The organism is Nocardia sp. NPDC004582 (genome assembly GCF_053602115.1).
This window is the reverse complement of record NZ_JBSGCY010000105.1, coordinates 1-23,843: the sequence shown is the minus strand read 5'-3', so window position 1 is coordinate 23,843 and position 23,843 is coordinate 1. Positions and strand designations below refer to the sequence as shown.

The 23,843-nt window shown below is 70.3% G+C and carries 22 protein-coding genes and 1 pseudogene; 6 read left to right on the top strand and 17 right to left on the bottom strand.

Annotated features, from left to right (window positions below; translation table 11 throughout):
* Together ACWELJ_RS24790 and lepA are read right to left on the bottom strand one after the other, a co-directional pair.
* Positions 1-1,181, bottom strand: a pseudogene (locus tag ACWELJ_RS24790) (hypothetical protein); the annotation flags it as partial.
* Between the two features lie 331 nt (positions 1,182-1,512).
* On the bottom strand, positions 1,513-3,360 hold the full coding sequence (gene lepA / locus ACWELJ_RS24785) for a translation elongation factor 4 (RefSeq protein ID WP_452368519.1): 1,848 nt from the start codon (positions 3,358-3,360) through the stop codon (positions 1,513-1,515).
* A gap of 155 nt (positions 3,361-3,515) precedes the next feature.
* Between lepA and ACWELJ_RS24780 the strand changes: the two genes are divergently transcribed.
* Positions 3,516-4,097 (top strand): type II toxin-antitoxin system PemK/MazF family toxin, encoded by a 582-nt coding sequence (locus tag ACWELJ_RS24780; RefSeq protein ID WP_452368518.1) that lies wholly within the window; start codon positions 3,516-3,518, stop codon positions 4,095-4,097.
* Between the two features lie 70 nt (positions 4,098-4,167).
* On the opposite strand, the gene ACWELJ_RS24775 is transcribed toward ACWELJ_RS24780, so the two are convergent.
* The 4 genes from ACWELJ_RS24775 to ACWELJ_RS24760 form a co-directional block, all read right to left on the bottom strand.
* Positions 4,168-4,947: an aquaporin gene (locus ACWELJ_RS24775; RefSeq protein ID WP_452368517.1), complete on the bottom strand. Its 780-nt coding sequence runs from the start codon at positions 4,945-4,947 to the stop codon at positions 4,168-4,170.
* Between the two features lie 63 nt (positions 4,948-5,010).
* Positions 5,011-5,853 carry a transglutaminase family protein gene (locus tag ACWELJ_RS24770; protein ID WP_452368516.1) on the bottom strand — a complete coding sequence of 281 codons (843 nt, stop codon included), beginning with the start codon at positions 5,851-5,853 and terminating at the stop codon, positions 5,011-5,013.
* Positions 5,850-6,821 (bottom strand): alpha-E domain-containing protein, encoded by a 972-nt coding sequence (locus ACWELJ_RS24765; protein WP_452368515.1) that lies wholly within the window; start codon positions 6,819-6,821, stop codon positions 5,850-5,852. Before ACWELJ_RS24765 ends, ACWELJ_RS24770 begins: the two co-directional genes overlap by 4 nt.
* Before the next feature lie 75 nt (positions 6,822-6,896).
* Entirely contained in the window at positions 6,897-8,501 is a 1,605-nt protein-coding gene (locus tag ACWELJ_RS24760; protein WP_452368514.1) for a circularly permuted type 2 ATP-grasp protein, read from the bottom strand.
* A gap of 193 nt (positions 8,502-8,694) precedes the next feature.
* On the opposite strand from ACWELJ_RS24760, the gene rpsT reads away from it, so the two are divergent.
* Together rpsT and ACWELJ_RS24750 are read left to right on the top strand one after the other, a co-directional pair.
* Complete coding sequence (rpsT, locus tag ACWELJ_RS24755) at positions 8,695-8,958, top strand: 30S ribosomal protein S20 (protein ID WP_357090009.1); 264 nt, start codon at positions 8,695-8,697, stop codon at positions 8,956-8,958.
* A 241-nt stretch (positions 8,959-9,199) separates the two neighbouring features.
* Positions 9,200-9,949, top strand: coding sequence for an LGFP repeat-containing protein (locus ACWELJ_RS24750; protein WP_452368513.1), 750 nt, complete (start codon positions 9,200-9,202; stop codon positions 9,947-9,949).
* A 31-nt stretch (positions 9,950-9,980) separates the two neighbouring features.
* Here ACWELJ_RS24750 and holA read toward each other — a convergent pair whose 3' ends face one another.
* From holA to ACWELJ_RS24695, 11 genes are all read right to left on the bottom strand, one after another.
* Positions 9,981-10,955 carry a DNA polymerase III subunit delta gene (gene holA, locus ACWELJ_RS24745; RefSeq protein ID WP_452368512.1) on the bottom strand — a complete coding sequence of 325 codons (975 nt, stop codon included), beginning with the start codon at positions 10,953-10,955 and terminating at the stop codon, positions 9,981-9,983.
* A 9-nt stretch (positions 10,956-10,964) separates the two neighbouring features.
* Positions 10,965-12,548, bottom strand: coding sequence for a ComEC/Rec2 family competence protein (locus ACWELJ_RS24740; protein ID WP_452368511.1), 1,584 nt, complete (start codon positions 12,546-12,548; stop codon positions 10,965-10,967).
* 52 nt (positions 12,549-12,600) lie between these two features.
* Positions 12,601-13,683: a helix-hairpin-helix domain-containing protein gene (locus tag ACWELJ_RS24735; protein ID WP_452368510.1), complete on the bottom strand. Its 1,083-nt coding sequence runs from the start codon at positions 13,681-13,683 to the stop codon at positions 12,601-12,603.
* Between the two features lie 176 nt (positions 13,684-13,859).
* Entirely contained in the window at positions 13,860-14,702 is an 843-nt protein-coding gene (locus ACWELJ_RS24730; protein WP_452368509.1) for a DegV family protein, read from the bottom strand.
* Positions 14,699-15,496 (bottom strand): diglucosylglycerate octanoyltransferase, encoded by a 798-nt coding sequence (gene octT / locus ACWELJ_RS24725; RefSeq protein WP_452368508.1) that lies wholly within the window; start codon positions 15,494-15,496, stop codon positions 14,699-14,701. Before octT ends, ACWELJ_RS24730 begins: the two co-directional genes overlap by 4 nt.
* A complete protein-coding gene (locus ACWELJ_RS24720; protein ID WP_452368521.1) occupies positions 15,486-16,136 on the bottom strand; it encodes a histidine phosphatase family protein in 651 nt (216 codons plus the stop codon). Before ACWELJ_RS24720 ends, octT begins: the two co-directional genes overlap by 11 nt.
* Before the next feature lie 5 nt (positions 16,137-16,141).
* The gene (gene rsfS / locus ACWELJ_RS24715) at positions 16,142-16,564 is read right to left on the bottom strand and encodes a ribosome silencing factor (RefSeq protein ID WP_452368507.1); all 423 of its coding nucleotides are present in this window, start codon (positions 16,562-16,564) and stop codon (positions 16,142-16,144) included.
* A gap of 25 nt (positions 16,565-16,589) precedes the next feature.
* Positions 16,590-17,222, bottom strand: coding sequence for a nicotinate-nucleotide adenylyltransferase (gene nadD, locus ACWELJ_RS24710; RefSeq protein WP_452368506.1), 633 nt, complete (start codon positions 17,220-17,222; stop codon positions 16,590-16,592).
* A gap of 141 nt (positions 17,223-17,363) precedes the next feature.
* A complete protein-coding gene (locus ACWELJ_RS24705; RefSeq protein ID WP_452368520.1) occupies positions 17,364-18,818 on the bottom strand; it encodes a vWA domain-containing protein in 1,455 nt (484 codons plus the stop codon).
* Between the two features lie 94 nt (positions 18,819-18,912).
* Positions 18,913-19,797 carry an AAA family ATPase gene (locus ACWELJ_RS24700; protein ID WP_452368505.1) on the bottom strand — a complete coding sequence of 295 codons (885 nt, stop codon included), beginning with the start codon at positions 19,795-19,797 and terminating at the stop codon, positions 18,913-18,915.
* Positions 19,798-19,870: 73 nt separating this feature from the next.
* Positions 19,871-21,139: a glutamate-5-semialdehyde dehydrogenase gene (locus tag ACWELJ_RS24695; RefSeq protein ID WP_452368504.1), complete on the bottom strand. Its 1,269-nt coding sequence runs from the start codon at positions 21,137-21,139 to the stop codon at positions 19,871-19,873.
* 60 nt (positions 21,140-21,199) lie between these two features.
* On the opposite strand from ACWELJ_RS24695, the gene ACWELJ_RS24690 reads away from it, so the two are divergent.
* The 3 genes from ACWELJ_RS24690 to ACWELJ_RS24680 form a co-directional block, all read left to right on the top strand.
* Positions 21,200-22,720, top strand: a complete 1,521-nt coding sequence (locus tag ACWELJ_RS24690) for an MFS transporter (RefSeq protein WP_452368503.1) — start codon at positions 21,200-21,202, stop codon at positions 22,718-22,720.
* Positions 22,717-23,055 (top strand): GNAT family N-acetyltransferase, encoded by a 339-nt coding sequence (locus ACWELJ_RS24685; RefSeq protein WP_452368502.1) that lies wholly within the window; start codon positions 22,717-22,719, stop codon positions 23,053-23,055. The genes ACWELJ_RS24690 and ACWELJ_RS24685 overlap by 4 nt, the downstream gene beginning before the upstream one ends.
* Before the next feature lie 24 nt (positions 23,056-23,079).
* A partial coding sequence (locus ACWELJ_RS24680) for a ribokinase (protein ID WP_452368501.1) occupies positions 23,080-23,843 on the top strand: 764 nt, incomplete at its 3' end.

The window sequence follows — 23,843 nt, the reverse complement described above, 5'->3', positions numbered from 1 at the left end:
GCCGGTGCGACCGGCGACGTCGAGCCCGGCGCGCCGGCGCTGGGGCCGCTGCCCGACGGTGACTCGGGCAGGCCCTGTCCCGCAACAGGATTCACCCCGGCGGGATGCGCGGTTCCCGGCTGCCCGGTCTGCGGCGCGGAATTCGGCGCGGCGGCACCCGGGGTCGCGGGCGTGGTGGCGCCCGGCGCGGCGCTATCGGCGGGAGTCTTCGAAACCGGCGGCACCGGTTGCTGGGCGTGCGCGTCGAGCTGCTGCCCGACGGTGCTGGTGGCGTGCACCTCGGCCTTCGCGCTGGCGGTCGTGTCGATCCGCAGATCGGAGCGGAACCAGACGCCGTCGGCTCCGACGTGCGCGTCAACGGTCCATTCGGTGTGGACGAACAGTTTCGCCGCGGCCGCGGCGCTGATCTCGCTGCTGACCCCGATGCCGTCGAAACCGCCCGCGTGACCCGGGATTCCGAAGTGATGGCCGGGTCCGAAGCCATGACCGCCCAGGTCCGGACCGAAACCGCTGCCCGGCCCGAAACCGCTGCCGCCCATGCCCGGACCGAAGCCGTGGCCGTCGGGGCCGGACAGGTGCGCGTCGTCGCCGGGGAAACCGAAGTCGGGCCGGCCCACTCCGAAGCCGGGCTGCTGCGCCTCGGACACGGGTGGCTGCGTAATGTCGTGCGCCGATTCGGAATCCGCGGGCAGACTGTCGTCGAGCGGCAGACTCCAGCTGGAGTGCGGCGTGTACACCGACAGGCCGGCGTCGTTGTCGGGCAGTCCGAGGCCCTGGAAGCCGGCATGACTCGGCGCACCGCCGGAGTTCTGGCCGGACTCGAAGAGTCCGGCGTCGGTGCCGTGCTGGTAGTCGCCGAGCGGGCCGAAGACGCCACTCACCGGCGCGACCACGGCGGCGTGGTGCTGCGACTGCGACTCGGTGGTCAGGTCCGGGAAGGTGATGGTCGGGCTGGGCACGTTCGGCTGCGGGTCCTCGGCCTGCGACCAGCCCACGTTCTTGCTGTCGTGGTTGATCGCCGGCGATCCGCCGCGACTGCCGCCGGCCGCGATGAGCGCGCCGCCCGTGACGTACGCGCCGCCCCGAGCCACGCGCGCGACACCGTTGGCAATGCGGTAGGCGGCGTCGCCGTCGTTCTCATCGGCGCCGGAAGCATCGTCGAAGGGCAGATCACGTGTCATGCTGGCTCCGATCTCAGGGCTCCGGCGGCGCCGACTGCGGGCCACCGGACCAAACTCGTTTCACACCCTATTTCCGGAGAACCGGTCTGTCACATCCACCAGGTAGGAGATGGTGCGCTCAACGGTGTGCCACATAGCTTGTCACCCTGCCAATCCGGACGGAAGCCCCATTTTGGGCCTGCATACCGAACCTTGCGCTTGACCGGCCACCCGATTTTCACACCCGTCCACTTCCCCCTGTGGGAACGGGCGTCGGATCGAACCACCAACCCCCTCCAGTACTGTGCCCCGCTCCCATCGGGAGCGGGGCACAGGGAGCCCGGCGAGTCGGCTACTTCTTCTTGTCCGAAGCCGAGTCGGTCGACAGCGCCGCCACGAAGGCTTCCTGCGGCACATCCACGCGACCGATGGTCTTCATGCGCTTCTTGCCTTCCTTCTGCTTCTCGAGCAGCTTGCGCTTACGGCTGATGTCACCGCCGTAGCACTTGGCGAGCACGTCCTTGCGGATCGCCCGGATGTTCTCACGCGCAATGATCTTCGAGCCGATGGCCGCCTGGATCGGCACCTCGAACTGCTGCCGCGGAATCAGCTCGCGCAGCTTGGTGGTCATCTTGTGCCCGTAGGCCTGCGCCGCGTCGCGGTGCACGATGGCCGAGAACGCGTCCACGGCCTCACCCTGCAGCAGGATGTCCACCTTGACCAGGTCGGCCTGCTGTTCACCGGCCTCCTCGTAGTCGAGCGAGGCGTAGCCGCGGGTGCGCGACTTCAGCGAGTCGAAGAAGTCGAAGATGATCTCCGCCATGGGCAGCGTGTAGCGCATCTCCACGCGGGTCTCGGACAGATAGTCCATGCCCAGCAGCTCGCCGCGGCGCGCCTGGCACAGCTCCATGATGGTGCCGACGAACTCGCTCGGCGCGATCACGGTGCACTTGGTGATCGGCTCGTGCGTCTCGCGCACCTTGCCCTCGGGCCAGAACGACGGGTTGGTGACGATGTGCTCGGTGCCGTCCTCCATGACCACGCGGTAGATCACGTTGGGCGCGGTGGAGATCAGGTCGAGGCCGAACTCGCGTTCCAGGCGCTCGCGGGTGATCTCCATGTGCAGCAGGCCGAGGAAGCCGCAGCGGAAGCCGAAGCCCAGGGCCACCGAGGTCTCCGGCACGTAGGTGAGCGCGGCGTCGTTCAGCTGCAGCTTGTCCAGGGCGTCACGCAGGTCCGGGTAATCGGAGCCGTCGACCGGGTACAGGCCGGAGTAGACCATCGGGCGCGGTTCCTGATAGCCGGCCAGCGCCTGGGTCGCGCCGTCGCGGGCGGTGGTGACGGTGTCACCGACCTTCGACTGCCGCACGTCCTTCACGCCGGTGATGAGGTAACCCACCTCGCCGACGCCCAGGCCCTGCGTGGGCTTGGGCTCCGGAGACACGATGCCGATCTCGAGCAGTTCGTGCTGCGCGCCGGTGGACATCATCTTGATCTTCTGGCGCGGGGTCAGCTTGCCGTCGATCACACGCACATAGGTGACGACGCCACGATAGGTGTCGTAGACGGAGTCGAAGATGAGCGCGCGCGGCGGCGCCTCCGGGTCGCCCGTCGGGGCGGGGATCTCGGCGATCACCTTGTTCAGCAGCTCGGGCACGCCGACACCGGTCTTGCCGGAGACCCGCAGCACGTCCTCGGGCTCACAGCCCACGATGTGCGCGATCTCGGCGGCGTAGCGGTCCGGGTCCGCGGCCGGGAGGTCGATCTTGTTGAGCACCGGGATGATGGTGAGATCGCGTTCCATGGCCAGGTACAGGTTGGCCAGGGTCTGCGCCTCGATGCCCTGCGCGGCGTCGACCAGCAGCACCGCGCCCTCACAGGCCTCCAGCGCGCGCGACACCTCGTAGGTGAAGTCGACGTGTCCGGGGGTGTCGATCAGGTGCAGGACATAGTCCTCACCGTCGACATTCCACGGCAGCCGCACGTTCTGCGCCTTGATGGTGATACCGCGCTCCCGCTCGATATCCATCCGGTCCAGGTACTGGGCGCGCATGGCCCGTTCCTCGACCACACCGGTGAGTTGCAGCATCCGGTCGGCCAGGGTCGATTTCCCGTGGTCGATGTGCGCGATGATGCAGAAGTTCCTGATCCGGGTCGGATCGGTGAACGTCTTGTCGGCGAAGCTGCTAATCGGAGTCACTCCTCGGCATGGCGAAACAGCGGCATGTCAACCGGCAAGTCTACGGGGTTGGACCCGATGTCCTCGCCCCGGTCTTCCCCGGACGTGAACGACCCATCGGCGCAGGCGAATCCACTGCGGATGAGAATCGCGGTGTCCGCCGTTAGGCTGCGGTCATGGCCGGCAGGTGGAACGCTCTGGGGAAGCAGTTGGGGATCGTGGCTAAGGAGCAGGGGACCCAGCTCGTCACGCAGCAGGCGCCGAAGTTGATCGGGCGGGTGCGGCAGTCGACGGTGTGGGACCGCGCGTTGAAGGCGGTCGGGACGCCGCGCAAGGGGCCGGGGGTGACGGTGCGGCCGACCTCATCGGCGGGGGTGCCGTCGCGGGAGCGCGCGCGGACGATCGTGTACAGCCCGCAGCTGGACGGGCGCGCGGATCCGGGCGAGATCGTGTGGACCTGGGTGCCCTACGAAGAGGACCCGGACAACGGCAAGGACCGGCCGGTGCTGGTGGTGGGCCGCGAGGGCGGCACCCTGCTCGGGTTGATGCTGTCCTCGAACGCCGATCACGCGCAGCACGACAATTGGGTCGGCATCGGCAACGGGCCGTGGGATCACGAGGGGCGCGACAGCTGGGTGCGGCTGGACCGCGTGCTCGATGTGCCCGAGATGGGCATCCGGCGCGAGGGCGCGATCGTGCCGCGCAAGACCTTCGACAAGGTCGCGCATCGGCTGTGCGCCGAATACCACTGGCACTAGGGCTTTCCCGGGCAATGGATCGGCCCCCGCTCCGGGACGGAACGGGGGCCGGATCGAGTGCCGGTGACGCTCAGCTGAGCATATTGCGCGAGCGGCCGAACATCAGGGAGTAGACCAGCGCGCCCAGCGCGCCGCCGATCAGCGGGAACACGATGAACACCCACAGCTGCGCGGGCGCGCCGTCCTGGTAGAAGGCCACCGCCAGGCTGCGGGCCGGGTTCACCGAGGTGTTGTCCACCGGGATCGAGATCAGGTGGATGACGGCCAGGGTCAGGCCGATCGACAGACCCGCCAGCGGCACGTCCGACAACTGGTCGGTGGAGGCCAGCACCACGAACACCAGCAGCGCGGTCAGGATCACCTCGACGGTGACGGCGGCCGCCAGGCCGTAGCCGTTGATCGTGATCTCACCGAGGGTCAGCTTGGACGGGCTGTGCGCGCCCCAGCCGTTCGCTCCCAGACCATCTTTCGCGCGGTCGTAGGACGGCAGGTTCTTGGCGACGGCGTAGATGACCGCGCCACCGATCAGACCGCCCACGATCTGCGCGACCCAGTAGCCCGCCGCGACCACGATGTTCACCCGGCCCAGCAGCAGCTGGCCGACGGTGACCGCCGGGTTCACGTGGCAGCCCGAGATCGGGCCGATCGAGTACACCAGGAACAGCAGGGTCAGGCCGAAGGCCAGGGCCACGCCGAGCGCGCCGACCCGGCTGCCGGCCAGCACCGCGGTGCCGACGCCGCCCAGGACCAGCACGAACGTGCCGAGCGCCTCGGCGAACAGCTTGCGCCCCAGGGTGGGTGGTTGTAGGTCGGTGAGATCCTCGGCGACTTCCTGAGCTGTGGGAGACATCGGCTACCTTCCGCTTGCATGGACAACGCACCGGTGTAGAGCGAGCGGCGCGAGCCGGAACCCTCAGGCCAGGCGGGTAATTTCCACCACCACTTCGAGATCGGTCGAGCCGCTTCCGCTGAAGATACCTTTCAAGGGGGGCACATCCGCGTAATCACGACCGACACCGACCGAGACGTGTTGCTCGGTGACCGCGATGTTGTTGGTCGGGTCGTAGCCCCACCACTGCCCGGTCCAGGCCTCCACCCAGGCGTGCATCTGACCCGCCACGGTGTGTCCCACCTCGGCCGCCGGATCGGGGTGCAGATAGCCGGAGACGTACCGGCTGGGAATCCCCATGCCGCGCAACAGCAGCAGCGTCAGGTGCGCGTAATCCTGGCACACGCCTTGCCGTTCGGCGTACGCCTGCGCCGCGGAGGTGTGCACCGAGGTGGTCCCGGCCAGGTAGTTCATCTCCCGGTGCACCCACTCGGCCGCGCGGACAACCGCTTTGGCGGGCGGCACGCCGCGGGCCAGCTGCCGCGACACCGAGGCCAGCCGCCGCTCCCGGGGCACGAACTCGGTGGGCTCGAGCAGTTCGTCGAAGCGGTCGCCGATGCGGTCGTCGCGCAACTCCTCCCAGGACAGCTCCTCGGGCGGGCCCGCGAACGGCTCGGTCTCCACCACCGAGGCGCTGGTCACCTCCAGTTCGGTGTGCGGGGCGTGCAGGTCGAAGGCGGTGACGGCGGTCCCCCAGTAGTCGGTGTACCGGTAGGACCGGGTGGAGGGCACGGTGTCGACGCGATTGAGGATCACGTTCTGCCGGCTGTCGGCGCGCGGCGTGAGCCGGGCCTCGTTGAACGACCGGGTGACCGGCGCGTCGTAGACATATCCGGTGGTGTGCACCACCCGCATGCGCCAGCTCATACCGGCTCCTCCATCCGCTCGGCCCCACGTCCGTGCAGGCCGGTCCACGCCACCCAGGACTCGGCGTGGAAGTACTGCAGCGCCACCGCCTCCCCGACCTCGCGGCAGGTCTGCTGCAACCACAGCAGCCGGCTGGGCAGGTCCTCCAGCAGCACCGCCGAGGGCAGGAACTCCAGTTCGCTGCGCGCCCGGCCGAGCAGGCGGTGCGCCTCGTGCCGGGCCGCGAACCGGCTGTTGGGCCGTTGATCCAATTCCTGCAGGCAGGCTTCGGCCACCCGCAGTGAATGGAACACCGACCGCGGGAACAGGCGGTCCAGCAGGATGAACTCCGCGATCTGATTGGCGTCCAGCACACCCCGGTGGGTGCGCAGGTAGGGGTCGTGAGCCCCGGCCGAACGCAGCACCGTCACCCAGGCCGGGGACGAGGTGCGGTCCCCGGCACGCGAATGCAGCAGGCGCACGGTCATGTCCACGCGTTCGATGGATCGGCCCAGCAGCAGGAAGCGGTAGCCGTCATCGCGGCTCAGGGTGGAATCGGAGAGTCCGACGAACATGGCGGCGCGGTCGGTGATGTAGTGGCAGAACTCGTGCGGCCCCAGCGCCCGCGCCGCCCGCTCGGCCGCGGCCAGGCCGTTGAAGCTGGCATTGAGGCATTCCCACATCTCGGTGGAGGTGACTTCCCGTGCGCCGCGGGCGTTCTCGCGGGCGCGGCCGATGGAATCGACGATCGAGCCGCCGTCGCGGCCGAACGCCACCAGCTCCGTCAACGACCAGACGTCCAATTCCTGTTCCGCCTCGGGTTGCTCGATACCCAACACCCGCAGCAGAACTCGGGACGTCCGATCCGGATCGACGCTCGCCTCTTCCAGCAACTGGTGGACCGCGACGTCCAGAATGCGCGCCGTATATTCGGCCCGCTCGACATAACGCCCGATCCAGAACAGGGATTCGGCATTGCGCGCCAACATGATCCGACCACCTAACGCTGTAACCACCTGCCGAGCGCCATTGCCGCCGATGTTCTCGATTTCCTACTGTTTCTCTTACTGTTGCTGCTGATTGGTGCGTACGGAAGAGACTTCCCGCGACTGGTCGCGTTCCAAGGCGAGATCCAATTCGCCGACCAGCTGCGAGCCCGACAATTCCCGTTGCGCCACAGACGTTCTCGGGGACAGCACCCAGGTGTCCTTGCTGCCGCCCCCTTGACTGGAATTCACCACCAGCGAGTTCGCGGGCAGCGCCACCCGGGTCAGCCCGCCCGGCAGCACCCAGATGTCGTCGCCGTCGTTGACCGCGAACGGGCGCAGGTCCACATGCCGGGGCGCGAGGCGGTCGTCGATCTTGCTGGGCACGGTGGACAGCTGCACCACCGGCTGGGCGATCCAGCCGCGCGGATTCGCCCGCACCTTGCGCCGGGTGGCCTCCAGTTCGCGCGGGCCCGCGGCCGGGCCGATCACGATGCCGTACCCGCCGGAGCCCTCCACCGGTTTGATCACCAGTTCCGCCACCCGGTCGAGCACCTCGTCGCGTTCGGCCGGTTCCCAGCAGCGGTAGGAGTCCACATTCGGCAGGATCGGCTTCTCGCCCAGGTAGTACTCGATGAAGGCGGGCACATAGGTGTAGATCAGCTTGTCGTCGCCGACGCCGTTGCCGACCGCGTTGGCCAGCACCACCGTGCCCGCGCGGGCCGCGTTCAGGATGCCCGCCACCCCCAGCATGGAATCGGGCCGGAACTGCATGGGATCGAGGAAGGTGTCGTCGATGCGGCGGTAGATGACGTCCACCTGCCGCTCGCCGGCGGTGGTGCGCATGTAGACGACATTGTCGCGACAGAACAGGTCCCGGCCCTCGACCAGTTCCACGCCCATCTGCCGGGCCAGCAGCGAATGCTCGAAATAGGCCGAGTTGTAGACGCCCGGGGTCAGCACCACCACGGTCGGGTCGGCCTCGTTGGGGGCGGCCGCGGCCCGCAGCGCCCGCAGCAGGTGGGCCGGGTAGTCGCCGACCGCGCGCACCCGGTGCGAGGCGAACAGGTCCGGGAACACCCGCGCCATGGTGCGGCGGTTCTCCATCACATAGGAGACGCCCGACGGTGAGCGCAGATTGTCCTCCAGCACACGGAAATCGCCGTGCTCGTCGCGCACCAGGTCGATTCCGGCCACATGGATGCGGACGCCGTTGGGCGGCACCAGGCCCGCGGCCTCGCGGTGGAAGTGGGCGCAGGAGGTGACCAGGCGCTTGGGGATGACGCCGTCGCGCAGGATGGTCTGGTCGCCGTAGACGTCGGCGAGGAAGGCCTCCAGGGCGCGCACCCGCTGCTTGATGCCGCGCTCGAGTTTGGTCCACTCGGTGGCGGCGATCACCCGCGGCACCAGATCCAGCGGAAAGGGCCGCTCCTGGCCCGAGAGCGAGAAGGTGATGCCCTGATCGACGAAGGCGCGGGCCAGGGCCTCGGCGCGGGCGGCCAGGTCCTGGGCGTCGATCGCCGCCAGGGCGTTGAAAATGCCCCGGTAGGGGGCCCGCGGGCGGCCCGCGGAATCGAACATCTCGTCATAGGCGCGGTGATAGCGTCCGGGCTGATAGCCCGCGAATACCCCGGCTGGAGCAAGCGCGGCGGGAGTGAGCGCGGCCATGCAAAAATGGTCCATCACGCAGGGGCAACGCGCAGTTGGACGGGGATAAATTTCTGGTTTCGGCCGGGTCGCGGACCGGGCCGATTTCATTCCTCGACCTGTGGCCTGGTAGCCTCGACGGTCGGTGCTGCGACTACCCATCTCGTAGTGCGCACGAAGACTTTGCATCCCGCATACACACCAAACGAAGGAACACGAGGAAAACGGCGTGGCCAACATCAAGTCCCAGATGAAGCGGATCCGCACCAACGAGCTTGCGCGCCAGCGCAACCAGTCGGTCAAGTCCGCGCTGCGCACCTCGATCCGCAAGTTCCGCGAGGCCGCGGCTGCGGGCGAGAAGGACAAGGCGCTCGAGCTGATGCAGTCGGCGAGCAAGAGCCTGGACAAGGCCGCCTCGAAGGGCGTCATCCACGCCAACCAGGCCGCCAACAAGAAGTCGGCGATCTCGCTGGCCTTCAACAAGCTCGGCTGATCCGACTCCGGTAGCACTACCGGATCAACGCTTTAGAACAGCCGCCGTGGCCACGACGACCACGGCGGCTTTTGTCGTGCCCGGCCGCCGGTTGTGATCGCGGTAACGGAAGTTGTGATCGCCGTAACGGATTCGGTCTCGGTGTCGACTGTGTCGGAGAGACTTGCTGACTTCGGCGGCACGCAGCAGGATGGCTGCGACACCGTCGGGGTGACATCGACACCTGTACTGGAGAGTTCTCTTGGCATCGCTGCGTGACAACCATTCCTCCTGGACCCGCGGCTCGCTGGCCGCCGGCGTGGCCGCGGTCGCGCTGACCACCGGAATGGGTGTCGCGACCGCGCGGCCCATCGGCCCGTTCGAAGTGGGCGGGGCCATCGAGGCCGAATACGACCGGGCCGGCGGGCCGGACTTCTTCGGCGATCCGACCACCCCGGAAAGCGACGCGGCCGGCGGCGGCAAGAAGCAGGAGTTCGTCAACAACGTCTCCATCTACTGGACCCCGGCCACCGACGCGCACGCCATCGGCGGCGCCATCCGCGACAAGTGGCGCGGCACCGGCTCGGAGTCGGGCTCGCTGAAGTACCCGGTGACCGACGAGGGCCAGACCGGCAAGCCCGGTCGCTTCCAGCACTTCCAGGGCGGGTCCATCTACTGGTCGATCGGTTCGGGCACCCACGTGCTCAGCGGCGTGATCCGCGACAAGTTCGCCTCCGTCGGCTGGGAGAACAGCCCGCTCGGCTTCCCCATCGCCGACGAGAACAAGGCCAACAGCTCCTCGACCCACATCCAGCTGTTCGAGGGCGGCGCGATCTACTCCACCCAGAAGACGGGCACCCACATCGTGTGGGGCGCGATCCGCGACACCTGGGTCCGCAATGGCGCCGAGAACGGCCGCTACGGCTTCCCCACCGGCGACGAGTACGACTACGAGGGCGGTAAGGCCCAGGACTTCCAGGGCGGCAAGATCATCTGGAAGCCGGAGGCCTAGTCCCCGGGGGGCGCGGCGTTTCCGGCCGCGCCTACGAGGCGCTCTCGCGCAGGTCCAGAATCCGCGAGAGCGCGTGCTCCAGCGCGTAATCCGCGTCGGCGGCCTGACCCTTCACGTCGGCGTTGAGCCCGGCCACCACCTGCAGGGCCGCGCCGATGGTGGCGCCGGTCCAGCCGCGCGCCTGGCCCTGGGCCTTCTTCACCTTCCACGGCGGCATGCCCAGGTCACCCGCCATCTTGAACGGGTCCCCGCGCCCGGCCGATCCGACGCGGGCGATGGTGTGCACCGAATCGGCGAGGGCGTCGGCGAGCAGCACCGCGGGCACGCCCCGGTCGATGGCCCAGCGCAGCGCCTCCATGGCGGCGGGCCGATCCCCCGACACGGCCAGATCCGCGACCTCGAACCCGGTCACCTCGGCCTTGCCGGAGTAGTACCGCCGCACCGCGGCGATATCCACCTTGCCGCCGGTATCGGCCGCCAATTGCGAACTGGCGGCGGCCAGTTCCCGCAGATCCGAGCCGACCGCTTCCAGCAGGGCCTGCACCACGTCCGCGGACACCTTCACATTGGCGGCCCGGAACTCGTTGCGCACGAACTCGACCCGCTCCCCCGCCTTGGTCAGCTTCGCGCAGTTGTGCACCACCGCGCCCAGCTTCTGCAGGGCCGGCGCCAGCGCCTTGGCACGCCCGCCGCCGCTGTGCAGCACCACCAGCACCACGCCCTCCGGCGGTGACGACGCGGCGTCCTGGATCACCGCGACCGCGTCCTTGCCCGCCTCGGCCGCCGACTCCAGCACGATCACCCGGTCCTCCGCGAACAGCGAGGGACTCAGCAGCTCCGCCAGTTCCGGGGTGCTGGCGTCGCCCGCCCGCCGCCGATCCACCGGCAGCGCCGCCGGATCCTCAGTGGTGGCCCGAGCCTGCGCGGTGATCGCCGCCACCGCCCGTTCGATCAGCAATTCCTCTTCACCGAGCACGAGATGCAGGGGCGCGGGTCGCTGGTTCACGCAACGATCCTACGAGCCCGCCCCGACAACCCCCGCACCTCGGTCGTCGCCGGGCGGTCCCGCCCGGGTGCGCGGGCGCAGCGCCACGATCACCAGCCCGCACGCCACCGCCGCGACCAGACCCGACCGCGCCCCGGTGGGCAGTGAGACCGACGCGCCGAGTGCGGCGGCCCGATCCGAGACGGACAGCAGCCACCACAGGGGCGGGGCGGTGCAATGAATGACCACCGCGGCGGGCGGGGTCCAGACCACCGCCAGCACCGCACCCAGCGCGCCCAGGATGGTGATCGGGGCTATGACGGGTTCGACCAGCATGTTCACGAGGATGGCCACCAGGCTGAGGTGGCCGGTGATGGCGATCACGAGCGGGGTGGTGAACACGAAGGCCGCCGCCGCGACCGCGAACGAGTCCGCCGGAATGCGCCACCAGCCGTGTGCGCGTAGCCATTCCGACCAGCCCGGCGCGATCACGATCAGCCCGGCGGTGGCCAGCACCGACAACGCGAACCCGGCATCCACCGCCAGCCCCGGCGACCACGCCAGCAACCCGATCACCGCGGCGCACAACGCCGGTAGCGCCTGCTTCCTGCGCCCGGTGCACACCGCCAGCAGCGCGATGGCTCCCATGACCGCGGCCCGCAGCACACTCGGCGACGGCCGGGCCAGGACCACGAACATGACCAGCGCCACACCCGCCGCCACCGCCCCGACCCGCGGATCCACCGTGAGCGTCCGCATCGAAACCAGCACGGCCCCTAGCAAAATCGTAATATTCGCCCCGCTGACAGCGGTCAAATGAGCCAGATCCACCTCGCGGAAGTTCTCCGCGACGTGCTCGGTCAGACCCGAGGTATCACCGATGACCAACCCGGGCAGCAGCCCCGCCGCATCATCCGACAGGGCCCGGCGAGCGGACCCGCTGAAGTCGCCACGCACCTGTCCGGCGGCCCGCTGCCACCACGGCGCCGCACTCGCCGCGACCGGCGCCCCGTCGGCCCGCAGCACGGCCACCGTCAGATCGGCCCGCCACGGACGCCCCACGCGCGCACCGAATTCCACCCGCTGCCCCGGCATCAGTGTCCGCCACCCGCCCGCCGGCGCCAGCACGGTGACCGCACCACCCGCCCGCACGATCCGTCCACCCACCCGGTACTCGACCAGCTCGCCCCGCACCATCACTTTCGGGCCGCCGAACGCCTTGCCCGACAACCGCTTCGGATCCTCCCCCAGCTCCACCACCGCCACGACCCGTTGCCCGGCCCGCACCCCGCCCAGCGGATGCTCCCGCACCCGATGCGCGTGCCATGCCCCCGCCAGCCCGAACCCCGCCCCGATCAGCAAGGCCCCCAACACGACCCAGGCCACCCCACCGAACCGGCCCGCCCGAGCGCGTCGAACAGCCAGGGCGAGCACGCCCAGCCCTGCCCCCACACATCCGGCGGCGATCCCGACGCCCGCCTGCCACCCCACCACCACGGCGACAACCGTTGCGCCCCACCCACAAACCGCCGCGGGCACCAGCCGAGCATCCAGCACCTCCGGCACCGCTTCCGGTTCCCGATCCACCGATCCCGCGCCAGGCTCCCCACTCATCGCCGCCACACCGATCCCCGCTGCCGGATACCCGCGGCGGGTTCGGCGGGCGTCATATTGTCACCCGGTCGCGGAGGCGGTTGAGGCGGGAGTGGCCGATGCCGTCTATTTCGGCGAGTTGGTCGACGGAGGTGAAGCGGCCGTGGCGGGCGCGCCAGGTGAGGATGGCTTTGGCGGTGACCGGGCCGACGCCGGGGAGGGTGTCGAGTTCGGCCTCGGTGGCGGTGTTGAGGTTCACCTTGGCGGCCGGGGCGGTGGGGCGGGGCGGGCCGGGGGCGGCGGGCGAACCGGATTGGGGGCCCGCGGAATTCACGATGGTGCTGACGGCTCGGTCGGGGGTCGGGCGGGGTGCGGCACGGGCGATGACGATCTGGTCGCCATCGGTGAGGGGCTGGGCGAGGTTGAGGGACGAGAGGTCGGCCTCGGGGCGCGGGGTGGCGGCGCGCAGGGCGTCGGCGACCCGGGCTCCGGTGGGGAAGCGGCGGAGGCCGCCGTGCTCGACCAGGCCGATGACGCTGACCACCAGTTCGGCGGGCCCCGCGATGCCGCCCGGGGTCGCGGTGGGAGCGACCGGGTTTCGATCCGCCGGTGGTCCGGACGTGGTGGACGGCCGCGCTTCGGCGGGCACCGGTGCGCCGACACCGGGCAGGGGACGCGCCGGTCCGGCGGCTCCGGGCACGGCGGCTCCGGGCCGTCCGGATGTCGTGGCGTCGGCGCCGGGCGCGGCGGCGGGGGCGGCGGGCAGGGCGTCCCGGTCGGCGGGGGCGATGTCGCTGAGGGGCGCGATGGGTGGGACCGGTTGGGAGACAGGGGTTTCACGCAGGCTGATGTAGGCGGCGAAGAGGACCGCGAACAGGGCCAGGGCGGCGAGGACCAGGACTCCGCGCGGGCCCGGGTCCCATCGGGTGCCGCGGAAGCGTTCGGGGACCAGGCGTTCGTGCCAGAGGGAGACGGGGCCGCAGGGCTCGGAGAGCCAGGCGGGTGGGGCGGACTCGGGGAGGTCGTCGAGGGAGTCCGCGTCCCAGCGAGCGGCATGCCGTTGGCCGGGAGGGAATTCCGTTGGGCCCTGGCTAGGTTCGGGGCCGGGGCGGGCGGTGAGGCGCTGGAGCGGGGTGCGTTCGTCGAGTTGTGGCATGACGCTCACGGTAGGAGCCGGGGCCGTGTCGGCTGGGACCGTGAACTGGGGCTTTCGCCGGGCTGTGGATACAGAAACCCGTTGTGGACAAGCAGATTTCCAGCACCGGTCGCGTCATCCCACCCCAGCTGGTGACACCGACCGACCTGCGGCCCCCGCGATGAGCGGGGACCTGGTCAGCCGCAGCCGCCCGGTACCACCAGCGCGCCGACCGCTCCCACGCCCAGGTGGACGCCGAGGGTCGGACCGAACTCGCTGACGATCACCTCGCGGATCCCCGGGATCAGGGACTGGAGCTGACCGGCGATGGTGCCGGCGGCCTCCTCCGCCCCGAGGTGCTGGACGGCGACCGCCGCGCCGTCCTCACCGGCCGCGTCGACCGCCGCGGCGACGAGTTTGGTGAACGCCTTCGACCGCGTCCGGGCCTTCTCGCGCAATTCCAGACGGCCGTCGACGATCTGCAGGATCGGCTTGGTCACCAGTTCGGAGCCGAAGAAGGCGGCGGCGGAGGTCAATCGGCCGCCGCGGCGCAGCTGCTCGGTGCGGTTGACGACGATGAACGCCCGCCCGCGGCTGGCGGCGGCGACGGCCGAGTCGTAGACCACGTCGAGGGATTCGCCCGAACGGGCGCGGCGGGCGGCCGCGAGCACGGGCAGACCGGTGCCGAGCCCGGCGCTGAGCGAATCGACCAGGCGGATGCGATGGGCGGCGTCCATATCGCGGACGGCCTGCCGTCCGGCCTCCCAGGTGCCGGAGAGCTGCCGAGAGATGTGCACGGCCACCACGCCGTCGCCGTCACTGAGTTCGAGCGCGCGCTCGTAGACCGCGCGCAGGTCACCCGGCGAGGCGGCGGAGGTGGTGACCTGCGAGGACCCGTAGTCGATATCGCACTCGTCGACGCCCTCGCGAATCTCGCGATCGTCGACCAGCACATGCAGCGGCACCGCCAGCACTCCCAGGTCGGCCGCGAGTTCGGCCGGCAGACTGGCCGAGGAGTCGGTCACCACCACCACGGTCATGCAGTGCGTACCTCGTCGGTCGTCACCTCGGTCAGCACCTTGACCATGGCCCGCGCGACCGCGGTGTGACCCTCCCAGCCCCAGTGGATGCCGTCGGGATTGGCGGGGCCGTTGAACACGTTGTCGCGCACGGCCTCCCCGAGGTCCACCAGCGGCACGTCGTGTTCGGCGGCCCAGGCCGTCACCTCCCGCACCATGGGTTCGCGGCCGGTGTGCACCTCGGCGTAGGCCTCGCACTTGTGCACCGACGGCAGCACCGCCACGAACGGCAGCTCGGGCCGCAACTGCGCCAGCGAGTTCCGCGACTGCTCCAGGTAGTCCACGCTGACCTTGGGCGGCAGCGCCACCGGCCAGCCCAGCGGGGACAGCCGCGGCTGCAGCCAGTTGTAGGCCTCGCGCACCCGGCGGCGCAGGGCGGCCGGGCGCGTGTAGCGGATGAGCTCGCGCAGTGCGGTGGGCAGCGGCGAGGGCAGCGAATCCATACCGCCGGTGGCGAACACGACCGCTCCGGCGTTCGGCACCGCGGCCCAGATGCGCGGGTCGCCGATCAGCGCCCAGTAGGCGTCCCGGCAGGTCCACCCGATGCGCGCGACCAGTTCGACGTCCCAGTCGAGTTCGGCGGCAACGAGATTGGGCCAGATGCGCGGATGGTTCGCGGGCAGGCCGCCTTTGGGGCCGAAGTAGGACAGCGAGTCCGCGACCACGACCAGCACCTTGCGCGGCGGCGCGGCTTCGAGCACCGGATCGTCCGCCGCCGGTTCGGTCTTCCGCTCGGCGCCGTTGTCAGAGGACATCGGGAGCCGCCTTCGCGACCGCGTTCCACACGTCCAGCCGCCAGCCGGGCCGGTCGATGCCGGGGCCGTGGCTGGTCAGCTGCACCCAGCTGGTGTTGGCCAGGCCGCCCAGGGCGGGCCAGCTGGCCTCGGGCAGTTCGAGCAGGGCCGCGGTGAGCGCGGCGATGAGCCCGCCGTGCGCGACCAGCATGATGGTGCGGCCGGGCCAGTCCTCGCGGGCGGCGAAGAGTTCCTGCACCACGGGCAGCGAGCGCGCGCCGACCTCGAGCTTGGATTCGCCGCCGGGCGGGGTGAAGCGGGCGTCGAGCCGCCACGCCTTGCGCGCGCCCGGGAACTGGGCGTCGACCTCGCGGTGGTCCATGCCCTCCCAGTCGCCGAGGTTGGTCTCGCGCAGGCGGGTGTCGGTGACGACCGGCATGGCGGCGCATTCGGCGACGGCGAGCGCGGTGTCGTGGGCGCGCTTGAGATCGGAGGAGACGATGGCGATCAGATCGCTGGTCGCCATATCGGGGGCGCAGTCCTTGGCCTGACGGCGGCCGACCTCACTGAGTTCGGTGTCGACCTGACCCTGCATGCGGTCGGTGGCATTCCATTCGGTCTGTCCGTGCCGCAGGAGAACCAACCGGCGGACGCCGGCCATCTTGCTCACTCGTCGTCCCCAGCCTTGTCTTCATCTGTCGTGGCGGTGGCCGCGGTCGCGCGCGGGTCGCCGATCCCCTCGACCGCCACCTGCGGGCAGTCCTTCCAGAGTCGTTCCAGGCCGTAGAAGTCGCGCTCGTCCTCGTGCTGGACGTGCACCACGATCTCGACGTAGTCCAGCAGCGCCCAGCGGCCCTCGCGGGTGCCCTCGCGGCGCACCGGCTTGTGTCCGGCGTCGCGCAGCTTGTCCTCGATATTGTCGACGATCGCGTTGACCTGGCGCTCGTTGGGCGCGGACGCGATGACGAAGCAGTCGGTGATCACCAGCTGCTCGGAGACATCCAGCACGACCACGTCGACGGCCAGCTTCTCGTCGGCGGCCAGTGCGGCCACCGTCGCCATCTTGACCGCTTCTGCCGATGCTGTCACCCTGCTACCTCTTCCCTGCGCACTTTCACAATGCACGCTCTTGCGACACGTACAGGTGCCGTTTCGATATGTATTGGACGACCCCGTCCGGGACGAGGTACCACACCGGCCGGCCCTCCCCCGCCCGTCGCCGGCATTCGCTCGACGAGATGGCCAGGGCCGGGATCTCGATCATCGTGACCGTGCCCTCCGGGAAATCGCGGAGGTGATCGGCGAGATGGTCGATATTCAATTCGTACCCCGGACGGGTCACGCCGACGAATTTCGCCAGCTCGAACAGTTCCGACCAATCCTGCCATGTGAGGATGCTGGCCAGCGCGTCCGCTCCGGTGATGAAGTACAGATCCGCGTCGGGGTGCAGTTCGGCCAGGTCGCGCAGGGTGTCGACGGTGTAGGTCTCCTTGCCGCGGTCCACGTCCACGCGGCTGACCGAGAACCGCGGGTTGGAGGCGGTGGCGATGACCGTCATCAGATAGCGGTCCTCGGCCGGGCTGACCGGCCGGTCCCCCTTCTGCCAGGGCTGCCCGGTGGGGACGAAGATCACTTCGTCCAGGTCGAATCGGTTGGCGACCTCACTGGCCGCGACCAGGTGCCCGTGGTGGATGGGGTCGAAGGTGCCACCCATCACGCCCAGCTTGCGGCGGCCGTTCGTCTGCACGAAACGCGAGCTTACCGGGGACTATGCCCTCCCCCGCGCACCGGCGGCCCGGATCCGGACCGTCCGCCCGGAATCTCCTGGACGACGCACCCGACCGGCGGCGACGCCGGGGGCCGCTCGGATTCCGGGAGCTCGGGTTCCCTAGACGGGGAGCAGGCGGCCGACCAGGGCGGTGAGCTGGCGGGCGGAGCGGCATTCGTGCATGTCGATGATGTCGGCGTAGCGGTTGGCGGCGGAATCGCCGGTGCCCCACATCTTCTCGGCCTCGGGATTGAGCCAGTGCGCGTGCTTGGCGGTCTCGACCAGCTGCCGCAGCGTGTCCAGGGCGGGGTCGCGGTAGTTGGTGCGGGCGTCGCCGAGGATCAGCAGCGAGGTGCGGCTGGTGACGGCGTCGGGGAAGCGTTCGGCGAAACCCTCCAGGGCCGAGCCGTAGTCGGAGTGGCCTTCGATGCCGACCACCTCGGCCTCGGTGAAGATGCGCCGGGTGAGCTGATCGAGCGGGGTGGCCGCGTCGAACAGGCCGGTCACCTCGTCCACCCGGTCCACGAACGCGAAGATCCGCACCCGCGAGAACTGTTCGCGCAGCGCGTTCACCAGCAGCATGGTGAAGCTGGAGAATCCGGCCACCGAACCCGAGATGTCGCACAGCAGCACCAGATCCGGGCGGCCGGGGCGCGGTTTGCGGGTGACCAGGTTGACCGGGACGCCGCCGGTGGACATGGATTTGCGCATGGTCTTGCGCAGGTCGATCTCGCCGCGCCGGGCCCGGCGGCGGCGAGCGGCCAAGCGGGAGGCCAGGACTCGGGCCAGGCGCTGGCTGCCGCGACGCAGTTCGTCGAGTTCGTTCTGGGAGATGCGCAGGAAGTCGGCGTCCTCGGCCTGGCGGGCCACGCCGTAGGTGGCGACCCGTTCGCGGCCGATGCGTTCGGCGACACGGCGGCGGGTCTCGGCCTCCACGGTGCCGCGGAAGTCCTTGATGCGCTGCCGCGCTGCCCGGCGGGCCACCTCGGTGTCGAAGTCCGAGTCGTCGATGCCCTGGGCGAGACCGGCGAGGATCTTGCTGACCAGCAGTTCGGGCTGCAGATCCTTGAGGGTCTGGTACGCGGAGAACGACGGCCCGCCCGCGGCCTGGTACTGGCCCATCTGCTCGACCATCTGCGCGGCCAGCGCCTGCAACTGCTGGGCCTGCTCGCCGGAGGGGTCCTGAACCAGCAACTCCGCCAGCATCTTCCGCAGTTCGAGGATGTCGACCGAGCCGTCGGGTTTGACCGGCAGCTCGATCGCCTCGGCCCCGATCCGCTCTCCGAGCGCGGCCGGGAACCACAGGTCGAACATGCCGTCGAAGGTGGCGCGCTGGGTGGTGCGGCGCAGCAGCGCGCACGCCAGGCCCTCGCGCAGGGCTTCGCGGTCCATCAGGTCCAGGACGGTGAGAACCTGTCCGGCGTCAACGGTTTCGGACGGCCCGACCGGGATTCCCCGGCCGCGCAACGCTTCCACGAAACCGACCAGATGTCCCGGCAGGCCGTGCTCGGCCGTCGGCCCGGGGACCGTGGTCACCGGTTTGGCCGGGGTGCCGCCGGTGGTGAAGGCCCGCATGGCGGCCGACACCAGCCCGCGCGGTCCGTTCTCGCGCCCCTTGGGGGCCTGTGCCCCATCGCCGGTGGAAGGCCCGGACCCGCCCGCCATGTCGTCAGGCCAGCTTCAGCTCGGACTGCGCGCGCACGTGGTCGGCCTGGTGCTTGAGCACCACGCCGAGGGTCGCGCGCACGGTCTTGTCGTCGAGGTCCTTGGCGCCCAGGGCGAGCAGGGTGCGCGCCCAGTCGATGGATTCCGCGACCGAGGGCAGCTTCTTGAGCTGCATACCGCGCAGCACGTGCACGATCCGCACCAACTGCGCCGCCACCGCGGGCTTCAGCTCCGGCACCCGGCTGGCCAGGATGCGGCGCTCGAGCTCCTCGTCGGGGAAGTCGATGTGCAGGTAGAGGCAGCGTCGCTTGAGCGCCTCGGACAGCTCGCGGGTGGCGTTGGAGGTGAGCACCACGAACGGCTTGCGGCTCGCGGCGATGGTGCCCAATTCCGGCACGGTGACGGTGAAGTCGCTGAGCACCTCGAGCAGCAGGCCCTCGATCTCGACGTCGGCCTTGTCGGTCTCGTCGATGAGCAGCACCGTCGGCTCGGCACGGCGGATGGCGGTGAGCAGCGGGCGTTCCAGCAGGAATTCCTCGGTGAAGACGTCGGCCTTGGTCTCGGCCCAGTCGTTCTCCGAGGAGGCCTGGATGCGCAGGATCTGCTTGGCGTGGTTCCACTCGTAGAGCGCCCGCGCCTCGTCCACGCCCTCGTAGCACTGCAACCGCACCAGTTCCGCGCCCGCGACCTGGGCGACGGCCTTGGACAGCTCGGTCTTGCCGACACCCGCGGGGCCCTCGATGAGCAGCGGCTTGCCGAGCCGGTCGGCGAGGAAAACCGAAGTGGCGGTGGCCTTGTCGGCCAGGTAGCCGGTGCGGGCCAGCCGCTCGATCACATCGTCGACCGACGAGAAGATCGGCTCCTGAATGGGCGCGGTGGTCGGAGCCACGGGCGGTCCTCCTACTTTCGGGGGTCCGGGGGAAGCCCCGGACCCCAATTCCAACCGGCGAAGCCGGGTTCGGCTAGACGGGGCGAATCTGCCCGTCGCCCCACACGATCCACTTGGTGGAGGTCAGTTCGGGCAGCCCCATCGGGCCGCGAGCGTGCAGCTTCTGGGTGGAGATGCCGATCTCCGCGCCGAAGCCGAACTGCTCGCCGTCGGTGAACGCGGTGGAGGCGTTGACCATGACGGCGGCGGCGTCCACGCGGGCGCTGAACTCGCGCGCGGCCTTCAGGTCGGCGGTCACGATGGCCTCGGTGTGGCCGGTGCCCCACTCGTTGATGTGGTCGACCGCGGCGTCGAGATCGTCGACGACCTTCAAAGCGATGTCCAGGGACAGGTATTCGTCGGCCCAGTCGGTGTCGGTGGCGGGCACCAGGCCCGGCAGGTCGCCGTGAATGGTGACGCCCTTGTCCTCGAGCGCCCTGATCATTCGCGGCACCGCGACCTCGGCGATGGCCCGGTCGATGAGGACCGTCTCGGCGGTGTTGCACACCGAGGGCCGCCGGGTCTTGGCGTTGATCAGGATGGACTCGGCCATATCCAGATCCGCGTCCTTGTGGACGAAGACGTGGCAGTTGCCGGTGCCGGTCTCGATGGTCGGCACCAACGCGTCGCGCACCACGGCGTTGATCAGGCCCGCGCCGCCGCGCGGGATCACCACGTCGACCAGGCCGCGGGCCTGGATCAGGTGGGTCACGCTGGAGCGGTCCTCCGACGGCAGCAGTTGCACGGCGTCGGCCGGAAGGCCTTGTGCCTCGAGGGCTTCCCGCAGCACCCGCACCAGGGCGGCATTGGAGTTCGCGGCCGAGGACGACCCGCGCAGCAGCGCCGCGTTGCCGGACTTGAGCGCCAGCCCGAAGGCGTCGACGGTGACGTTCGGCCGCGCCTCGTACACCATGCCGACCACGCCGAGCGGCACCCGCACCTGGCGGATCTCGAGGCCGTTGGGCAGCGTCTTGCCGCGCACCACATCGCCGATCGGGTCGGGCAACGCGGCGACCTGCCGCAGCCCGGCCGCGATCCCGTCGATCCGGGCCTCGGTCAGCCGCAGCCGGTCCAGCTGGGATTCGGCGGTGCCGCCGGCCTTGGCGATCTCGATGTCCTCGGCATTGGCCGCGAGGACGGCGTCCTTGGACGCGAGCAGCGCGTCGGCCGCGGCGTGCAGCGCGGCGTCCTTCTGCGCGGTGGTGAGCTGGGCGAGCGTCCGCGACGCCACCCGAGCCCGGCGCGCCGAGTCGTGTACCACCTCGCGGACGGCGTCCCGGTCGGTGGTCGTGGGAGCAGTCATACCGACAGATTACTGACCGCGTTCCGCCGCCGGTCGTGGGCAGGTTGTTACCTTGGACCCATGACCGCGAGCATCCGGTTGTCCTCGGGCACCGGTCGATGGGTTCTGCTGGCCACTGTCCTCGGTTCGGGAATGGCCATGCTGGACGCGACCGTGGTGAACGTGGCCCTACCGCGGATCGCGGACGAGTTCGGCGCGTCCATGGCGGGTCTGCAGTGGACGGTGAACGCGTACACGCTGACCCTGGCCGGATTGATCCTGCTCGGCGGATCGCTGGGCGACCGGTACGGGCGGCGGCGGGTGTTCCTGATCGGGGTGGTGTGGTTCGCGGCCGCCTCGGCGTTGTGCGGTGCGGCGCAGGATATTTCGATGCTCATCGCGGCGCGCGCCCTGCAAGGTGTGGGCGGGGCGCTGCTGACACCGGGATCGCTGGCCATCATTCAGGCCTCGTTCGCGCCCGGGGAGCGGGCGCGGGCGGTCGGGGCCTGGTCCGGGCTGGGCGGCGTGGCCGGCGCCATCGGGCCGTTCCTGGGCGGCTGGCTGGTGGAGGCGGCCGGGTGGCGGTGGGTGTTCCTGCTCAATATTCCGTTGGCCGCCTTGGTGATCGCGGTGACCGCCAAGCACGTGCCCGAGACGCGGGATGCCTCCGCGCACGGGCGATTCGACGTCCTGGGCGCGGTGCTGGCGGCACTGTGCCTGGCCGGGCTGACCTACGCGCTGACCATGGCCCCCGAACACGACGCGAATCGAATGCTGGTGTGGGGCAGTGCGATCGCGGGCATCGCGGCGGGTGCGGCCTTCGTGGTGGTGGAGCGACGGCGCTCGCGGCCGGACGAGGATCCGGCGGCCATGCTGCCGGTCACCATCTTCTCCGCCAAGCAGTTCACCGCCATCAATGTCGTCACCTTCGTCATGTACGGGGCCATGAGCGTGGTGTTCTTCCTGCTGGTGCTGACCCTGCAGGTGGCGTCCGGGTTCAACCCGATCGCCGCGGGCACGGCCATGCTGCCGGTGACCGTGCTGATGCTGCTGTTCTCGGCCCGTTCCGGCGCGCTGGCCCAGCGCATCGGCCCGCGCCTGCCCATCACCCTCGGCGTGCTGCTGGCGGCGGTGGGCATGCTGCTCATGACCCGGGTCGGCCTGCACACCTCGTATCTGCGCGATGTCCTGCCCGCCGCACTGGTTTTCGGCCTCGGCCTGACCCTGGCGGTGGCGCCGCTGACCGCGACCGTGCTGGCCACCGCCGACGAACGGCACGCGGGCGTGGCCAGCGGGGTCAACAACGCGGTCGCCCGCGCGGCGGGCCTGCTCGGGGTGGCGGCCATCCCGCCGCTCGCGGGTCTGACCGGCGCGGCCTACACCAACCCGTCCGATTTCGCGCACGGCTTCCACCTGGCCATCGTGACCTGCGCCGTCCTCATGCTCGCGGCCGCCGCCCTGGCCTTCCTCACCGTCCGCGACGACGCGCTGCGCACCGCACCACCCGAATGCGAGCCCGAATGCCGCACCTTCTCCGCGGTGGCGAGCCCACCCCTGGAACCCGATCACCACACCCCGACTACCGGAAGCGAGCCCGCATGACCACCACCGAACCGACCGTCACCCAGTCCACCGACACCGTCCCCCAGTACTTCGGCATCAAGGTCGGCGAGCAGCGCGCGGGCCTCACCGCCTACGTCGACCACGGCCGCCAGCGCATCTTCTTCCATACCGAGATCGACGACGCCTACGCCGGTCAGGGCCTGGCCTCCAAGCTGATCGGCGCCGCCCTCACCGCCACCCGCGCGGCGGGCCGCCGCATCGTCCCGGTCTGCCCGTTCGTGAAGGCCTACGTGGAGAAGCACCACGACTTCGACGACATCCTCGACCCGGTCACCCCCGAGGCCGTCGCCACCGTCGAATCCGCCCTCGGCTGATCCGGCCGCGCTAGGGTCCCGGCCATGGCGCGAATCGCGGTGGTGGGCAGCATCAATATGGATCTGGTGACGACCGTCGGGCGGCGGCCGGAGGCCGGGGAGACGGTGCCGGGCGACGGATTCGCCCTGGTGCCGGGCGGGAAGGGGTCCAATCAGGCGATCGCGGCGCGAAGGGCCGGCGCGGAGGTCGAGTTCGTCGGCGCGGTCGGGTCGGATGTGTTCGCCGCCGCCTTGCGAAAGGTGTTGCGGGAGGACGGGGTCGGGGTCGCGCGGCTGCGGGAGGCGGACGGGCCGTGCGGGATCGCCACCATCGTGGTGGACGCGGGCGGCGAGAACACCATCATCGTGGTGGCCGGCGCCAACGGGCGGATGACGGAGTTGAGCGCGGCGGATCTGGCGACGGTCGCGGACGCGGATGTGCTGCTGTGCCAGTTGGAGATTCCGGTGGCGACCGTGCTCGCGGCGGCCCGGCACGCGCGGGCCCACGGCACCGTGGTGCTGCTGAATCCCTCTCCGGTGCGCGAACTTCCGGACGAGGTCTGGTCCGAGGTGGATATCGCGGTGGTCAACGAGGGCGAGGCGGCCCGGCTGGCGTCCGCGCTCGCCGGTGTCCCGCATGTCGTCACCACGCTCGGCGGGGCGGGCGCCGCCTATCGTGGTCCCGGCGGAGTCACGCTGTCGCACCCAGGCTTTCCGGTGCGCGTGGTGGACACCACCGGCGCGGGCGACGCGTTCACCGGCGCGCTCGCGGCGCACTGGCACGAGGGCCCCGGCGGCGCAGGCCCAGG

What these genes read in the sequence shown, in the direction of transcription:
- ACWELJ_RS24770 (WP_452368516.1), bottom strand. Translation starts at nt 5,853, where the DNA reads ATGAGCTGGCGCATGCGGGTGGTGCACACCACCGGATATGTCTACGAC.
- ACWELJ_RS24705 (WP_452368520.1), bottom strand. Translation starts at nt 18,818, where the DNA reads ATGCGGGCCTTCACCACCGGCGGCACCCCGGCCAAACCGGTGACCACG.
- ACWELJ_RS24690 (WP_452368503.1), top strand. Translation starts at nt 21,200, where the DNA reads ATGACCGCGAGCATCCGGTTGTCCTCGGGCACCGGTCGATGGGTTCTG.
- ACWELJ_RS24720 (WP_452368521.1), bottom strand. Translation starts at nt 16,136, where the DNA reads ATGGCCGGCGTCCGCCGGTTGGTTCTCCTGCGGCACGGACAGACCGAA.
- ACWELJ_RS24685 (WP_452368502.1), top strand. Translation starts at nt 22,717, where the DNA reads ATGACCACCACCGAACCGACCGTCACCCAGTCCACCGACACCGTCCCC.
- ACWELJ_RS24760 (WP_452368514.1), bottom strand. Translation starts at nt 8,501, where the DNA reads ATGGACCATTTTTGCATGGCCGCGCTCACTCCCGCCGCGCTTGCTCCA.
- ACWELJ_RS24780 (WP_452368518.1), top strand. Translation starts at nt 3,516, where the DNA reads ATGGCCGGCAGGTGGAACGCTCTGGGGAAGCAGTTGGGGATCGTGGCT.
- octT (WP_452368508.1), bottom strand. Translation starts at nt 15,496, where the DNA reads ATGTCCTCTGACAACGGCGCCGAGCGGAAGACCGAACCGGCGGCGGAC.
- ACWELJ_RS24740 (WP_452368511.1), bottom strand. Translation starts at nt 12,548, where the DNA reads ATGAGTGGGGAGCCTGGCGCGGGATCGGTGGATCGGGAACCGGAAGCG.
- ACWELJ_RS24695 (WP_452368504.1), bottom strand. Translation starts at nt 21,139, where the DNA reads ATGACTGCTCCCACGACCACCGACCGGGACGCCGTCCGCGAGGTGGTA.
- ACWELJ_RS24735 (WP_452368510.1), bottom strand. Translation starts at nt 13,683, where the DNA reads ATGCCACAACTCGACGAACGCACCCCGCTCCAGCGCCTCACCGCCCGC.
- ACWELJ_RS24775 (WP_452368517.1), bottom strand. Translation starts at nt 4,947, where the DNA reads ATGTCTCCCACAGCTCAGGAAGTCGCCGAGGATCTCACCGACCTACAA.
- ACWELJ_RS24730 (WP_452368509.1), bottom strand. Translation starts at nt 14,702, where the DNA reads ATGACCGTGGTGGTGGTGACCGACTCCTCGGCCAGTCTGCCGGCCGAA.
- ACWELJ_RS24765 (WP_452368515.1), bottom strand. Translation starts at nt 6,821, where the DNA reads ATGTTGGCGCGCAATGCCGAATCCCTGTTCTGGATCGGGCGTTATGTC.